General features: G+C 72.0%; 15 protein-coding genes. 7 read left to right on the top strand and 8 right to left on the bottom strand.

The features are described from left to right. Nucleotides 1-141 precede the first annotated feature (141 nt). Complete coding sequence (locus tag GON04_RS27030) at nucleotides 142-1,089, top strand: cobalamin-dependent protein (RefSeq protein WP_157397026.1); 948 nt, start codon at nucleotides 142-144, stop codon at nucleotides 1,087-1,089. 109 nt (nucleotides 1,090-1,198) lie between these two features. Continuing rightward, complete coding sequence (locus GON04_RS05955; RefSeq protein ID WP_157397025.1) at nucleotides 1,199-1,609, top strand: DoxX family protein; 411 nt, start codon at nucleotides 1,199-1,201, stop codon at nucleotides 1,607-1,609. A 7-nt stretch (nucleotides 1,610-1,616) separates the two neighbouring features. Here GON04_RS05955 and GON04_RS05950 read toward each other — a convergent pair whose 3' ends face one another. Genes GON04_RS05950 through GON04_RS05940 form a run of 3 tightly spaced genes read right to left on the bottom strand, consistent with a single transcriptional unit; the run spans nucleotide 1,617 to nucleotide 4,280 of the window. Continuing rightward, on the bottom strand, nucleotides 1,617-2,114 hold the full coding sequence (locus tag GON04_RS05950) for a hypothetical protein (protein WP_157397024.1): 498 nt from the start codon (nucleotides 2,112-2,114) through the stop codon (nucleotides 1,617-1,619). 6 nt (nucleotides 2,115-2,120) lie between these two features. Next, a complete protein-coding gene (locus tag GON04_RS05945) occupies nucleotides 2,121-3,686 on the bottom strand; it encodes a TRAP transporter large permease (RefSeq protein WP_157397023.1) in 1,566 nt (521 codons plus the stop codon). 54 nt (nucleotides 3,687-3,740) lie between these two features. After that, nucleotides 3,741-4,280, bottom strand: a complete 540-nt coding sequence (locus tag GON04_RS05940; RefSeq protein ID WP_181653907.1) for a TRAP transporter small permease subunit — start codon at nucleotides 4,278-4,280, stop codon at nucleotides 3,741-3,743. 146 nt (nucleotides 4,281-4,426) lie between these two features. On the opposite strand from GON04_RS05940, the gene GON04_RS05935 reads away from it, so the two are divergent. Further along, nucleotides 4,427-5,689: an SUMF1/EgtB/PvdO family nonheme iron enzyme gene (locus tag GON04_RS05935; RefSeq protein WP_157397022.1), complete on the top strand. Its 1,263-nt coding sequence runs from the start codon at nucleotides 4,427-4,429 to the stop codon at nucleotides 5,687-5,689. 59 nt (nucleotides 5,690-5,748) lie between these two features. After that, entirely contained in the window at nucleotides 5,749-6,750 is a 1,002-nt protein-coding gene (gene ku / locus GON04_RS05930; protein ID WP_157397021.1) for a non-homologous end joining protein Ku, read from the top strand. Nucleotides 6,751-6,760: 10 nt separating this feature from the next. Here the strand turns inward: ku and GON04_RS05925 are convergent, their stop codons facing one another. Then, complete coding sequence (locus GON04_RS05925) at nucleotides 6,761-7,861, bottom strand: substrate-binding domain-containing protein (protein WP_157397020.1); 1,101 nt, start codon at nucleotides 7,859-7,861, stop codon at nucleotides 6,761-6,763. Between the two features lie 110 nt (nucleotides 7,862-7,971). Between GON04_RS05925 and GON04_RS05920 the strand changes: the two genes are divergently transcribed. Continuing rightward, nucleotides 7,972-8,784, top strand: a complete 813-nt coding sequence (locus GON04_RS05920; protein ID WP_157397019.1) for an ABC transporter substrate-binding protein — start codon at nucleotides 7,972-7,974, stop codon at nucleotides 8,782-8,784. Between the two features lie 21 nt (nucleotides 8,785-8,805). Here the strand turns inward: GON04_RS05920 and modC are convergent, their stop codons facing one another. From modC to modA, 3 genes are read right to left on the bottom strand one after another with little or no spacing between them, the layout of a single operon-like run. Beyond that, nucleotides 8,806-9,888: a molybdenum ABC transporter ATP-binding protein gene (gene modC / locus GON04_RS05915; RefSeq protein ID WP_157397018.1), complete on the bottom strand. Its 1,083-nt coding sequence runs from the start codon at nucleotides 9,886-9,888 to the stop codon at nucleotides 8,806-8,808. Then, the gene (gene modB / locus GON04_RS05910; protein WP_157397017.1) at nucleotides 9,885-10,568 is read right to left on the bottom strand and encodes a molybdate ABC transporter permease subunit; all 684 of its coding nucleotides are present in this window, start codon (nucleotides 10,566-10,568) and stop codon (nucleotides 9,885-9,887) included. Before modB ends, modC begins: the two co-directional genes overlap by 4 nt. Before the next feature lie 4 nt (nucleotides 10,569-10,572). Further along, nucleotides 10,573-11,313, bottom strand: a complete 741-nt coding sequence (modA, locus tag GON04_RS05905) for a molybdate ABC transporter substrate-binding protein (protein ID WP_157397016.1) — start codon at nucleotides 11,311-11,313, stop codon at nucleotides 10,573-10,575. A gap of 67 nt (nucleotides 11,314-11,380) precedes the next feature. Between modA and GON04_RS05900 the strand changes: the two genes are divergently transcribed. Next, nucleotides 11,381-12,136: a TOBE domain-containing protein gene (locus GON04_RS05900; protein WP_157397015.1), complete on the top strand. Its 756-nt coding sequence runs from the start codon at nucleotides 11,381-11,383 to the stop codon at nucleotides 12,134-12,136. Here GON04_RS05900 and GON04_RS05895 read toward each other — a convergent pair whose 3' ends face one another. Beyond that, nucleotides 12,137-13,240: a helix-turn-helix domain-containing protein gene (locus tag GON04_RS05895; RefSeq protein ID WP_232532944.1), complete on the bottom strand. Its 1,104-nt coding sequence runs from the start codon at nucleotides 13,238-13,240 to the stop codon at nucleotides 12,137-12,139. It lies immediately after the preceding gene. 165 nt (nucleotides 13,241-13,405) lie between these two features. On the opposite strand from GON04_RS05895, the gene GON04_RS05890 reads away from it, so the two are divergent. Further along, nucleotides 13,406-13,876, top strand: a complete 471-nt coding sequence (locus GON04_RS05890) for a (2Fe-2S)-binding protein (RefSeq protein ID WP_157397013.1) — start codon at nucleotides 13,406-13,408, stop codon at nucleotides 13,874-13,876. Nucleotides 13,877-13,947: the final 71 nt, after the last annotated feature.

Genomic DNA, 13,947 nt, shown 5'->3' with positions numbered 1-13,947 from the left:
CCCCTCGAAGGGCCCATGCGGATCGAGCAACGGTGCGCGGTGGAACTGCTGCGGGCACGCACGGTGCTCGTGAACGGGCTGTTGCAACGATCGCCCGCGTTCGGCCCATCCTGGCCGCATTGGTTCGGCGACGAAACATCGGTGAGCCAGTGCAGCGCCGAGGCCGAGTTCCACATCCTGCAGCTGGCCGCCGCCCTGCGCTTCGCCCGGCGCGAGCTGTTCGTCCAGCACGTGCGCTGGCTGCGGGTGGTGCTCACCCACCGCGGCCTGTCCGACAAGGCCATCCTGCTGTCGCTGGGCTCGCTGGTCGAGCTCGCCCGCGACTGCCTGCCGGCCGGGCTGGCCGGGCCGGCGGCCGAGTACGTGCGCGCAGCCCTGCTGGGCTACCACGCCGAGCGGGATCCGCCGTCGCTGCTGGCCGGTCCGCTGCAGGCCGAGTGCCTGCACGCCCTGCTGGCCGAGGTCCCGGTGGCGCCGGCGCGCCTGCTTGCGGGTGCCGCGCGCGCCGGTCTGGACGGCGACGCCTACGGCCTTTCGGTGCTGGTGCCGGCGCTGCACGAGGTCGGCCGCCTGTGGCAGGTGGACGCGATCGGCCCCGCGCAGGAACAGCAGTGCACGGCACGCGCGGCACAGCTGCTGGAGCACCTGTCGGGCGGCCATCGCCCGGCACCCCGCAGCGGGCGGACCGCCGTCTGCGCCTGCGTCGTCGGCGAGCGGCACGAGCTCGGGCTGCGGATGGTGGCCGGCTTCCTGCGGGCGGCCGGCTGGACGGTCAGCTGCCCGGATCCGCACCAGGACCCGGCGGGCCTATTGCGGGCCGTCATCGGCAGCCGGGCCAGCCTGGTGGCGATCTCGGCCACCATGCTCCAGCACCTGCACGCGCTCGAGTCGGTGATTGCCGCGCTGCGCGCCATGCGCGAGTGCGCCCACGTGCCGGTGCTCGTCGGCGGGCAGGCGTTCGAGACCGACCCGGGCATCTGGCGGGAGATCGGCGCCGACGGCACTGCGGCCGATGCGCGCGAGGCCGTGGTGGTGGCGGACCGCCTGGTGGAGGAGTCGGAATCCGCGGCGGCGGCGGCGGCGCCCTGACCGGTCCGGCGGCCGCGCCATCGCTTGCGGCCGGTCCTTTTCGGGCCTATCGTGATCGGCCGAGTCCGCCGGGGCGACCCGGGCGGGCCGTGCCACCGAGGAGATGCCCATGGTCGATCCCGCCACCGCTCCTTACGCCATCCTGCTCCTGCGGCTGAGCCTGGGGCTCATGTTCCTGGCCCACGCGACGCTGAAATGGAAGGTGTTCACCATCCCGGGCACGATCAAGTATTTCCGGTCGATCGGCCTGCCGGGCTGGCTGGCCTACGTCACGCTCGCCATCGAGTTCGGCGGCGGCTTCGCGCTGATCGTCGGCCTGGCGCCGCGCCTGGTGGCGTTGCTGCTGGTGCCCCTGCTGCTGGGCACCATCGTCACGGTGCACGGGCGCAACGGCTGGCTGTTCACCAACAAGGACGGCGGCTGGGAATTCCCGGCCTTCTGGACGGCGGCGCTGGTGGCCGTGTTCCTGCTCGGCGACGGCGCCGTGGCGGTGCTGCCGTCGTCGGCGTTCGGGCTGTGACGCGCGGTCAGCGAAAGTTGCGGAACGCCTTCAGTTCCGCCACCAGCCGCTCGAATTCGGCGGCCAGCGCCGGATCGGCGGCATAGAACACGGCGAACTTGCCGGGCAGCGTGCGCACGTACAGGCGCGGTGCGATCAGCCAGTCGAGGCCGCGCACGCGAATGAGCTTGGCGTAGGCCAGCTCGCGCAGTTCCATGCGCTTGTTCCAGACCCAGGTCTGGTGCAGTTGCACCGTGTCCAGCGTGGTGACGCTGGTGACCATGCACCACCAGCTCCAGGCCATCATGGCCAGCGCGGCGAGGAACCAGGCCAGGTTGACGTGCAGGCCGCTGCCCAGCTGGCCCTGCGACCACAGGCGCACCGCCCAGGCGGCGCTGCCGGCCACGATGGCGGTGGCCAGCAGCTTGAAGGGGATGGAGAAGGCCGGGCCACGCATCGCGGCGCCCGTGGACGGCAGGAAGCGGAACGGCGGCGGCCCCAGCGATTCGACCGGGGTGGGATCCAAGGCGGGCTACTTCTTGTCGGTCTTGAACAGCTCGTCCATCTTCTTCTGCTCCTCGTCCGACGAGGTGTCGGCGGCGGGCGGGGCGAACGGGTCGCTGGCCGAGGGCTCGGCACCGGAGGCGGCCGGCGCGGCGGGATCGACCGCCGGCTGCTCTGAGTCGGCCGGCATCTCGATCTTGACCTTGTCGAGGTCGACCGCGACTTCCTTGTCGAGGAACATGGTGACCGTCTGCGGCACGAAGATGACCACCAGCACCAGCAGCACCTGCATGATCACCCAGGGGATGGCGCCCAGGTAGATGTCGTTCGACAGCACCGGCTTGTCGATGCGCTTTTCCTTGTACAGGGTGTCGGCGATGCCGCGCAGGTAGAACAGGGCGAAGCCGAACGGCGGGTGCATGAACGAGGTCTGCATGTTCACGCACAGCAGCACGCCGAACCACACCAGGTCGATGCCCATCTTGTCGGCCACCGGCCCCAGCATCGGCAGGATGATGAAGGCGATCTCGAAGAAGTCGAGGAAGAACGCCAGGAAGAAGATGAAGACGTTGACGACGATCAGGAAGCCGACCTGGCCGCCGGGCAGCCCGGTCAGCAGGTGCTCCACCCACTTGGCGCCGTCGACGCCCTGGAACACCATCGAGAACACGCGCGAGCCGATCAGGATGAACACCACCATGGCCGTCAGGCGCATGGTGCCCACCATGGCTTCCCACACCAGCGGGAGCGTCAGGCGGCGGTGGATGGCGGCCAGCACCAGCGCGCCCACGCAGCCCATGGCGCCGGCCTCGGTGGGCGTGGCGATGGCGTAGGTCATGAAGGGCAGGCCGCCCATGGAGCCCAGCACCGCGAAGATCAGCACCGCCGAGGGGATGATGCCGCGCAGGCACTTCATCCACAGATGGAAGCCGGACATGGTGCGGGCTTCCTTGGGGACGCCCGGCACGTAGTGCGGCTTCACCAGGCCGAGGCCGAAGGTGTAGACCGCGAAGATCACCACCTGCAGGATGGAGGGGCCCCAGGCGCCCTTGTACATGTCGCCCACCGAGCGGCCCAGCTGGTCGGCCATGACCACCAGCACCAGCGAGGGCGGCACCAGCTGGGTGATGGTGCCCGAGGCGGCCAGCACGCCGGTGGCGTAGCGCATGTTGTAGCCGTAGCGGATCATCACCGGCAGCGAGATCAGCGCCATCGCGATCACCTGGCCGGCCACGGTGCCGGTGATGGCGCCGAGGATGAAGCCGACGATGATGACCGAGTAGCCCAGGCCGCCGCGCACGGTGCCGAACAGCTGGCCCATCGAGTCCAGCATGTCCTCGGCCAGCCCGCACTTCTCCAGGATGGCGCCCATGAAGGTGAAGAACGGGATCGCCAGCAGCAGGTCGTTGGACAGGATGCCGAACACGTTGATCGGCAGGTTGGCCATGAACACCGGCGGGAACCAGCCCATCTCGATGGCGAAGAAGCCGCTGGCCAGTCCCAGCGCGGCCAGCGAGAAGGCCACCGGGAAGCCGATCAGCATCACGATGACCAGGGCGCCGAACATGAACGGCGCGAAGTTTTCCATCTGCATCGGGGTGTTCCGTCTACTTGTCGTTCTTGGGATGGGCAGCCAGGCGGGCCCCGTTCATTGCACGGGTTTCTCGTAGTGGGTGTCCATCTGGAACTTGCCCTGCAGGTACGCCACGCGCTTGACGATCTCCGACAGGCCCTGCAGCACGATGAGGCCGAAGCCCAGCGGCAGCATCAGCATGGCGGGCCAGCGGATCAGGCCGCCGGCGTTGCTGGACATCTCCTGGGTGACGTACATCCGCACCAGCAGCGGCCACGACAGGTAGGCCATCAGGCTCATGACGGGCAGCAGGAAGAAGATGAGCCCGAACAGGTCGACGTAGACCGGGCCGTTGCCTTTGAGCTTGCCGTAGATCAGGTCGACCCGCACATGCTCGTTGAGCTTCAGGACGATGGGCGCGCCCAGCATGACGATGCCGGCGAACAGGTACCACTGGATCTCGAGCCAGCCGTTCGAGCTGATGTCCAGGCCGTAGCGGATGAAGGCGTTGCCCGCCGAGATCAGGGCCGTCAGCAGCACCGCCAGCGACGCCAGGCGACCGAGCCGGTCGCTGATCCAGTCGACCGCCAGCGCGAGTTTCAGTAGTCCGGACACGGGTACTCCGTAGAAGGAAGTTTCGGCGCGGGGCGCGCGAGTGAGCCCTAAATGCTACGCGGCGGGCGCTGATAGAACACTGACGAGACGGGCCGGGGTTAACCCTAGCTCATCGAGGGCTGGCCGGCGGCGGCGAATAATAAGCGATGGCTCTCGGCCAGGCTCACGCCGCCCCCTCCCACGCGCTCGCCACGGTCCGCACCGCCGCGCCCGAGCTCCTCGGCCTGGCGCTGATGGACGCGCGCAACCAGACGCTCGCGCTGCTGGCGCGCTGGGACGAGGCGCAGGCCGGCAAGGGCATCCGGGTGCCGATGCACCCCGACTTCGAGCTGCCGCAGTGGCTGGCCGGCCACATCGCCTGGTTCGCCGAGTCTTGGATCGTGCGCAACCCGCGCCGCGGCCTGGGCCGCGCCTGCCCGTCGGACGCACCGCGGCTGCCCTCGGTCGAGCCCATGGCCGACCGCTGGTACCAGCCGGTGCTGGCCCCGCACGCCAGCCGCTGGGACATGCCGATCCCGGGCCTGCAGGAGGTGCGCGCCTACCTGCTCGACACGCTGGAGCGCACGCTCGACCTGCTGGAGCGCGCCACCCCCGACGACGACGGCCTGTTCTTCTTCCGCGCCGCGCTGTACCACGAGGACCTGCGCGGCGAGCAGCTGCTGCGGCAGTCGCAGGCGCTCGGCGTGCCGATGCCGCTGAAGCTGCCGCCCGCCGTCGCGTTGCGCGAGCCGCTGCTGATGCCGGCCTCGCGCTGGACGCTGGGGGCGCATGAGGGCGGCTTCGCCTTCGACGTCGAGCTGGGGGCGCACGAGGTGGCGGTGCCCGAGTTCGAGATCGACGCCCAGCCGGTCGCCTGGGAGCAGTACGTCGAGTTCGTCGACGACGGCGGCTACGACCGGCCCGAGCTGTGGCAGCCCGAGGGCTGGGCCTGGCTGCAGGCGCTGGCCGAGCTGGAGGGGCGCCGCGCCCCGCGCCATGTCGAGCAGCTGGGCGGCGGCAGCGGGGCGGTGCTGCAGACCCTGTTCGGCCGCCCGACCCGCATGGCCGGGCCGCAGCCCGCGCTGCACGTGAGCTGGTGGGAGGCCGATGCCTACGCCCGCTGGGCCGGCCGCCGGCTGCCGACCGAGGTCGAGTGGGAGCTGGCCGCGCACCAGGGCGCCGGGCGCGGCTTCCACTGGGGCGAGGTCTGGGAATGGACGGCCGGCACGCTGCGGCCCTGGCCCGGCTTCACGCCGGACGCCTGGACGCGCCACGGCGAGTTCGAGGCCGAGCCGGCGTTCGGCCGCGCGCGGGTGCTGCGCGGCGCCTCGTTCGCCACCCGGTCACGGTTGCGCTGGCCGCGGCGGCGCGCCTGGGCGCTGCCCGGCCGTGACGACCACTTCGTCGGCTTCCGCACCTGCGCCGTCTGACGGCGGCGCGTAGTCCCGGCCTACAGACCCGGCGGCTGGCCCGGCCGCAGCATGGCCGCATGACCGCTCCTGCCAGCACCCGCGCCGTGTGGAAAGGCGCCATCAGCTTCGGGCTGGTGCACATCCCGGTGGTCCTCCACGCCGCCACTGCCGACATCCGCCCCAAGTTCAACCTGATCGACCCCGCCAGCATGAGCCCGGTGGGCAACAAGCAGGTGAGCAAGGCCACCGGCGAGGCCGTGCAGCGCGAGGAACTGGTCAAGGGCATCGAGGTCGAGGACGGCCAGTACGTCGTGCTGTCGAAGGACGAGATCCGCACCGCCCTGCCCAAGACCACCCAGACCATCGAGATCGAGGCCTTCGTCGATGCCGGCGAGATCGCGCCGGCCTATTTCTCCAAGCCGTACCACGTGGCGCCGGCCACGCGCGGGCTCAAGCCGTATGCCCTGCTGCGCGACGTGCTGGCCCGCACCCACAAGGTCGGCGTGGCCAAGATCGTGATGTCGACCAAGCAGCACCTGGCGGCGCTGATGCCGGTCGGCGACGGCCTGGTGCTGGAGCTGCTGCGCTGGTCCGACGAGGTGCGCGATGCGCCGACCTCCACCGGCGACACCGGCGCCGCCGCCGCGCCCAACGAGCGCGAGCTGAAGATGGCCGAGCAGCTGGTCACCGACATGGCCGCGGCCTGGAGCCCCGACCTGTTCCACGACGAGTTCCGCGAGAAGCTGCAGCTGCTGGTGCAGGCCAAGGCGCAGGCCGGCGACGTCGCCACGCTGCAGCCGCTGCCGGGCGAGGAAGCACCGGCCGCCGGCGGCAGCGCCGAGATCCTGGATCTCACCGACCTGCTGCGGCGCAGCCTGCAGGCCAAGACCGGTGCAGCGGCGAAGACGCCCGAGACGCGCGAGGCTGCCACCGAGACGCGCGAGGCTGCCAACGACGAACCGGTGCCGCTGAAGAAGGCGGCGGCGAGCAAGGCCGCCAAGTCGCGCACCGCGGTCAAGCCGGCGCCGAAGGCGGCTCGGGCGACCGCCAAGCCCGTCGCGGCCAAGTCCAAGCGCTAGCGCCGGTCCTTCAGCGGTTGTGCGGCGCCTTGGCGCGCGCGAAGCGCCACCACGGCAGCTGCGTGCGCAGGCTCAGGACCTCGCCGCTGTGCAGCGGCGCATACCCGGGCAACTCGCGCAGCTGTGCCTGCCAGGCCGGCGACGCCAGCCACTCGCGCAGCGCACGGGCCGGCGGCGTCTCCAGCACTGACTTCAGGCACACGAGGTAGTAGTCCTCCTCGAGCAGCGGCACGAAGTCGAGCCCGCGCGCCCGGGCTGCCGCCTCGATCACCAGGCCGGCGTCGGCGCTGCCGGAGGCCACGGCTTCGGCCACCGCGCCGTGCGACGGTTCCACGCGCTCCCAGCCGTCGACCTCCGCCGGCCGCAAGGCGGCTTGCGCCAGCAGGTCCTCGGCCAGCAGCCGGGTGCCGGTGCCCAGTGCCCGGTTGACGAAGCGCGCGCGCCGCAGATCGCCGAAGGTGCGCAGGCCGAGCGGGTTGCCGCGCGCGACGGCCAGGCCCTGCTGCCGGCGCGCGAAGCCGATGATCTTGTGCAGGCCCGGCTGCAGCAGCGGCTGGTAGGTGCGCTGGGCCAGCGAGCCGGGCGCCGGCTGCGGCGGGGTGTGGAAGCCGGCCAGCGTACAGCGGCCCTCGTTCAGCGCGGCGATCGCGTCCACGCTGCCGGTGAAACGGATGTCCAGGTGCAGGCGCGCCGCCTGCGCCGCCAGCCCACGCAGCCGCACCAGCGCATCGTCGTGGCTGGCGTACAGGGTGAGCACGTGCGCCTGGTCGTCGAAGGCGACCGCGAAGGCACGCTCCAGGTCGGCGTGCAGGCTGGCGATCTGCGGCGCCAGCCGGGCCTGTGCCTGCCGCTCGGCCCACAGCAGCTTGTCGCCGAAGACCGTCAGGCGCGCCGGCTGGCCCTTGTCCCAGACGATGAGGCCGCGCCCGAGCGTGTCCTCCCAGCGTTTGAGCTCGCCCCACACGTGGCGGTACGACTGGCCGAGTGCGCGCGCCGCGCCGGTGATCGAGCCGTGCACCCGCACCGCCTGGAGCAGGGCGATCAGCGGGTTGTGCAGGCCCTCGGCCCCGCGTTGCGGGGCCAGGGCGTAGGACAGCTCGACGTGGCGCATGGTCGCGAAGTGTGCGCTATGTCGCGCAATTCATAGGTTGAAGTTCGGATGGCGGTGCGCGCACGCGTGCCTACGATCCGCTCCTGCTTCAACGTCCGCAATCCTTGCCCATGCTCCCCTTCCTGAGCCGCCGCGTCGCGGTCACCGCCCTGCTGTGCCTGTTGTCCGGTGCGGCCGCCGCGCAGTCCGCCATCACCATCGCGTCGACCACCTCGACCGAGCAGTCCGGCCTCTTCGCCCACCTGCTGCCCGCGTTCAAGCAGGCCACCGGCATCGACACCAAGGTGGTGGCCGTCGGCACTGGCCAGGCCATCGACATGGCGCGCCGCGGCGACGCCGACGTGTTGTTCGTGCACGACCAGCCGGCCGAGGAGAAGTTCGTCGCCGAGGGCTACTCCACCCGCCGCTACCCGGTCATGTACAACGACTTCATCCTCGTCGGTCCCAAGGCCGATCCGGCCGGCGCGAAAGGCCGCGACATCGTGGCGGCGCTCAAGAAGCTGGCCGGCGGCAATGTCGCCTTCGTCTCGCGCGGCGACAAGAGCGGCACCCACGCCGCCGAGCTGCGCTACTGGCAGCTGGCCGGCGTGGCGTCCAAGGGCAGCGGCTACAAGGAATGCGGCTGCGGCATGGGCCCGGCGCTGAACATCGCCTCGACCACCGGCGCCTACGTGCTGGCCGACCGCGGCACCTGGCTGAGCTTCAAGAACCGCGGCGACCTGGCGATCCTGGTCGAGGGCGACCAGCGCCTGTTCAACCAGTACGGCGTGATGGTCGTGAACCCCGCGAAGTTCCCGCACCTGAAGGCCGCCGAGGCGCAGAAATTCGCCGACTGGGTGATCTCGCCGGCCGGCCAGTCCACGATCGCCGCCTACAAGATCGGCGGCGAGCAGCTGTTCTTCCCCAACGCCGGGAGCAATTGACCGCCGGCGATCCGGAACGGCTCAGCGCACCAGCCCGGCCGACTTGATCTGGGCCCACACCGGCAGGCCGGGGCGAAGGGCCAGGATGTCGGCCGCGCGGGCGGTGATGCGCGCCAGCAGGGTGTCGGGCCCGCAGGCCAGCTGCACCAGCACCAGCGAGGGATGGGGCGCGCCGGCGATGGCGCGCACCGTGCACGCCAGCACGTTCTGGACGCTGGTGCTGCCCGGCGCGGGCGGGGCCAGCAGCACGCTCACGTCGCGCGCCAGCACGCGCACCCGCACCGGCGCGCCGACAGGCGTGCCGTCGTCGCGCAGCCAGAGCACGCCGCTGGCGATGTCGACCCGCGCCAGGTGCCAGCGCGTGTCGCGCCCGGCGACCTGCCCGTGCAACAGGGCGCCGGCGTCCTCGTCGCGGGCCAGCGGCGCGTCCAGCCGCACCAGGGTGTCGGCCAGCGGACCGCTGGCGACCACCCGGCCGTGGTCCATCAGCACCAGCGTGTCGGCCAGCCGCGCCATCTCGTCGGCCGAGTGGGTGACGTACAGCATCGGGATGCGCAGCTCGTCGCGCAGCGCCTCGAGCCAGGGCAGCACCTCGCGCCGGCGCGCCGGGTCGACCGCGGCCAGCGGCTCGTCCAGCAGCAGCACCTCGGGCTGGGTGGCCAGCGCACGGGCGATGGCCACCCGCTGGCGTTCGCCGCCGGACAGGTTGTCGGGCCGGCGGTCCAGGAGGTGGCCGATGCCCAGCAGGCCCAGCACGGTGTCGAACGCGATCGGCTGCTCGCGCGGGCTGGCGCGGCGCTGCGCGTAGCGCAGGTTCCCGCGCACGTCCAGGTGCGGGAACAGGCTGGCCTCCTGGACGACGTAGCCCACCGGGCGCCGCCAGGCGGGCAGGAACAGCCGGCGCCCATCGTCCTGCCAGTCGTGGCCGGCGATTCGCACCAGGCCGGCGGCGCGCTCCAGGCCGGCGACGCAGCGCAGCACCGTGGTCTTGCCCGAACCGGACGGGCCGTACAGCACGGTGATGCCGCTGCCCGGCAGCGCGAGGTCGACGCCGAGGTGGAACGCTCCGCGGTCGAGCGCGAACTGCAGGCGGGTGTCGCTCATGCGCCGATGCGTGCCGGCCGGCGCGCCAGCAGCGACACGCCCAGCAGCACGGCGAACGAGAAGGCCAGCATGCCGCCGGCCAGCCAGTGCGCCTGCGCGTACTCCAGCGCCTCGACGTGGCCGTAGATCTGCGTCGACACCACGCGCGTCTGCTGCGGGATGTTGCCGCCGATCATCAGCACCACGCCGAACTCGCCGACGGTGTGCGCGAAGCTGAGGATGGCGGCGGTGAGGAATCCCGGCCGCGCCAGCGGCACCGCCACGGTGAGGAAGGCGTCGAGCGGCCGGGCCCGCAGCGTCGCGGCCAGTTCCAGCGGCCGCCGGCCGACGGCTTCGAACGCGTGCTGCAGCGGCTGCACCGCGAACGGCAGCGAGTACAGCACCGAGGCCACCAGCAGGCCGCCGAAGGTGAAGGGCAGCAGGCCCAGGCCGAGCGCCTGGGTGAGCTGGCCACCCCAGCCCTGCGGGCCGAACACCACCAGCAGGTAGAACCCCAGCACCGTGGGTGGCAGCACTAGCGGCAGGGCGACGACGGCGCCGACCACTGCGGCCCAGCGGCCGCGGGCATGCGCCAGCCACCAGGCCAGCGGCGTCGCCAGCAGCAGCAGGATGGCCGTGGTGGCGGTGGCCAGCCGCAGCGTCAGCGCGATGGCCTGCAGGTCGGCGCTGCCCAGGGGCATGGCCTCAGAGCCCGTAGCCGTGGGCGCGGATGATCGCCCGGGCTTCGCTGCCGCGCAGGTAGGCCAGCAGCGCGATCGCCGCCGGGTTGCCCTGGCCGCGCGCCAGCAGCACGGCGTCCTGCTTCAACGGCTCGTGTAGTGCCTCGGGCACCACCCACCAGGAGCCGCTGGTGACGCGGCCGCCGGACATCACCTGCGACAGGGCGACGAAGCCGATCGGCGCATTGCCGGTGCTGACGAACTGGTAGGTCTGCGCGATGCTGTCGCCCTGCACCAGTCGCGGCCGCAGCGAGTCCAGCACGCCCAGCCGCTGCATGACCTGGATCGCGGCCGCGCCGTAGGGCGCCAGCTTGGGGTCGGCGATGGCGACCTTGTCGCCACCGGGCAGCTTGAGCACCTCGCCTCGCGCATCGATCATGTTCGGGTGGGTGCTCCAGAGCACCAGCCGCCCCACCGCGTAGGTGAAGCGCGTGCCCGCGACCGTGGCGCCGTCCTGCTCCAGGCGGGCCGGGGTCTCGTCGTCGGCCGCGAGCAGCACCTGGTAGGGCGCGCCGTTGCGGATCTGCGCGTAGAAGCGGCCGGTGGAGCCGAACGCGGCCACCACCTTGTGCCCCGTGTCGCGCTCGAACGCCACTGCGATCTCCTGCAGCGCGCTGGTGAAGTTGGCGGCGACGGCGACGCTGACCTCGCCCGCGTGCACGAGCGGCGCGGCGGCGAGCAGGAGCAGGGCGAGCAGGCGACGCATGGCTAGCGCTATTCAAGTTGGGAATAACGCCAGTGTAGCCGCGCCCGTTCCCCCGGACAATGCGCACATGCCGCGCCGCCTCGATCTGGATGAAGCCCTGGGCCATGCCGCCACCGACAAGCGGCTGGAAATCCTGCGCCGGGTCGGCGCCAGCGGCTCGATCTCGCAGGCCGCGCGCGAGGTCGGCGTCAGCTACAAGGCTGCCTGGCAGGCGCTGGACATGCTGGCCAACCTGGCCGGCGTGCCGCTGCTGGAGAAGGTGGTCGGCGGCGCCGGCGGCGGCGGCGCCCGCCTCACCCCGGCCGGTGAGCGGCTGCTCCACGCCGGCAGCGAGATGGCGCGCTCGCGCAGCCAGGTGCTGGCCCGGCTGTCCGCGCGCAGCGCCGGGCCGGCGCTGGCCGCGTTGGGCCTGCGCACCAGCATGCGCAACCAGCTGCCGTGCACGGTGGCGCAGGTGCAGGTGCACGGGCCGCTGGTGCGGGTGGTGCTGCAACTGCACGACGGCACGCTGGCCTCGCGCATCACCGCCGAGAGCGCGCAGCTGCTGGGCCTGGAGCCCGGCCTGCCGGTGCTGGCGCTGTGCAAGGCCACCGCCGTCCAGGTGGAGCGCGCCGGCGCCGGACCAACCGGGCCCGCCGTCAACGTGCTGCGCGGCCGGGCCACGCGCGTGGCACGCGGCGACGTGGGCGACGAGGTGGCGGCGCAGCTGGCGGGCGGCGCCGCACTGGTGGGATTCGCCCAGGGCCGCAGCGGACTGCGTGCCGGCAGCCCGGTCGCGCTGCACATGGACGAGGCGGCGGTGGTGCTCGCGCTGGCGAGCTGATCAGCGCTGGCGGCCCAGCTTGCGGTAGACCGTCGCGCGGCTGATGCCCAGCATGCGGGCCGCCGCCATCACGTTGCCGCGGTGCTCCTGCACCGCCTTGCGGATGAGTTCAGCCTCGAGGTCGCGCAGCGGCAGGCGCGCAGGACCGGATGGCGCACGGGCCGGTGCGCGCTCGCCCGGCGCCTGGGCCAGCACCTGCAGGGTGAGGCCGGACCACAGCGGCACTTCCTGCGGGGTGTCCTGGCGCAGGGCATCGAACAGCGACTCCCAGGGCATGGCGAACAGGTCGCAGCAATGCACCCGCGCCCCCTCGGCCAGCCGGCCCAGCATCTGCCGGGCGCCGGGATTGATCGCCACGGCCCAGCCGTCGCCGTCCAGGCACAGCAGGCCGTCCTGGTCGTCGCCGAACCCGCGGCCCGGCCAGTTCAGGCGCAGCAGCAGCGCGTGCGGCTGCGCCAGCGCCAGCGCGTTCTCGATGCTGCGGGCCGCCTGGGCGACCAGGTGCTTGAGCTCGGGGCGCTCGGCCGCGTCGATGCCGGTGAGGTCGAGCATGCCGGCCGTGCGGCCGTCCGGGCCGATGAGTGGCGCGCCGGCGCAGCTGTAGCAGGCGGTGTCGTCGAAGAAATGCTCGCCGCGGTGCAGCCACACCGGCTGCAGCTCGGTGAGCGCGGCGCCGATGGCGGTGGTGCCGACGGCGCGCTCGGACAGGTCGACCCCGATGCGCGTGATGAGCTGGGCGCGCCGGTCGCTGCGGTCGATGGCGCCGTCGACGCCGACCACGGTGCCCTGGGCATCGGTGAGCACGGCGAAGTAGCGGCTGCCCGCGATGGCGCGTGCCAGCCGCGACATGACGGGCCTTGCCGCGCTCAACAGGTCGCGGCTGGACTCTTCGGCGCGCCGCATCGCCTGCGCCGGCAGGACGTCGAAGCCGAGCCGCTGCTGCGGCTGCTGGCCGTTGGACAGGCAGCGCCGCCACGAGCGTTCGATCCAGGCGCGCTCGAACCAGCGGTCGACCAGCACATCGGTCGCCGAGCGGCCTTCGTGCAGCACGGCGCGGCGCGCTTGCTCGATCTCCTTCAGTCGCGGATCGCTGGTAGCCGGCATGGCGTGTCTCCGGGAGTGTCGTGGCGGGCCTGCCCGCAGCATGTCGCGGCCATTGTTCCATTTTGAGAATATCCGGCGCCCCCGGTTCGGTCCTAGGGTTTCGCCTAGGTAGGGTGGGGGGGCACGCTTCAACAATTGCCTCGCACTGAAACCAGGAGACGAAGCATGCAGGTCCAATTCACCGTCAATGGCAAGCCCGCCAGCCTCGACGTGGCACCCAACACGCTGCTGGTGCAGGCCATCCGCGAACACCTGCGCCTGACCGGGACCCACGTGGGCTGCGACACCGCGCAGTGCGGCGCCTGCACCGTGCTGGTCAACGGCCGGGCCGTCAAGTCGTGCAACACGCTGGCGGCGCAGCACCCGGGCGCCGAGATCACCACCATCGAGGGCCTGGCCGCCGCCGACGGCACCATGCACCCGATGCAGGCCGCCTTCAAGGACTGCCACGGCCTGCAGTGCGGCTTCTGCACCCCGGGCATGGTGATGAGCGCCGTCGATCTCTGCAAGAACCATCCGAATGCCGGCGACGCCGAGATCCGCGAACTGCTGGAAGGCAACATCTGCCGCTGCACCGGCTACCAGAACATCGTCAAGGCCGTGAAGCAGGGCGCGGCCGCCATGGCCTCGTCCTGACCGCCCTCGCCGGACCGGCCGGGCGTCCAGCGTCCGGTGGCAACGGCCCGGCGGCTTCCTCGTCCCGATCC

It is taken from the genome of Ramlibacter pinisoli (assembly GCF_009758015.1).
Classification (GTDB): Bacteria; Pseudomonadota; Gammaproteobacteria; order Burkholderiales; family Burkholderiaceae_C; genus Ramlibacter; species Ramlibacter pinisoli.
This window is presented reverse-complemented; position numbering and strand designations above follow the sequence as displayed.

Excerpts from the sequence above, each read along its gene's own strand:
- GON04_RS05955 (WP_157397025.1), top strand. The coding sequence starts at position 1,199 with ATGGTCGATCCCGCCACCGCTCCTTACGCCATCCTGCTCCTGCGGCTG.
- GON04_RS05945 (WP_157397023.1), bottom strand. The coding sequence starts at position 3,686 with ATGCAGATGGAAAACTTCGCGCCGTTCATGTTCGGCGCCCTGGTCATC.
- GON04_RS05935 (WP_157397022.1), top strand. The coding sequence starts at position 4,427 with ATGGCTCTCGGCCAGGCTCACGCCGCCCCCTCCCACGCGCTCGCCACG.
- ku (WP_157397021.1), top strand. The coding sequence starts at position 5,749 with ATGACCGCTCCTGCCAGCACCCGCGCCGTGTGGAAAGGCGCCATCAGC.
- GON04_RS05925 (WP_157397020.1), bottom strand. The coding sequence starts at position 7,861 with ATGCGCCACGTCGAGCTGTCCTACGCCCTGGCCCCGCAACGCGGGGCC.
- GON04_RS05920 (WP_157397019.1), top strand. The coding sequence starts at position 7,972 with ATGCTCCCCTTCCTGAGCCGCCGCGTCGCGGTCACCGCCCTGCTGTGC.
- modC (WP_157397018.1), bottom strand. The coding sequence starts at position 9,888 with ATGAGCGACACCCGCCTGCAGTTCGCGCTCGACCGCGGAGCGTTCCAC.
- modB (WP_157397017.1), bottom strand. The coding sequence starts at position 10,568 with ATGCCCCTGGGCAGCGCCGACCTGCAGGCCATCGCGCTGACGCTGCGG.
- modA (WP_157397016.1), bottom strand. The coding sequence starts at position 11,313 with ATGCGTCGCCTGCTCGCCCTGCTCCTGCTCGCCGCCGCGCCGCTCGTG.
- GON04_RS05900 (WP_157397015.1), top strand. The coding sequence starts at position 11,381 with ATGCCGCGCCGCCTCGATCTGGATGAAGCCCTGGGCCATGCCGCCACC.
- GON04_RS05895 (WP_232532944.1), bottom strand. The coding sequence starts at position 13,240 with ATGCCGGCTACCAGCGATCCGCGACTGAAGGAGATCGAGCAAGCGCGC.
- GON04_RS05890 (WP_157397013.1), top strand. The coding sequence starts at position 13,406 with ATGCAGGTCCAATTCACCGTCAATGGCAAGCCCGCCAGCCTCGACGTG.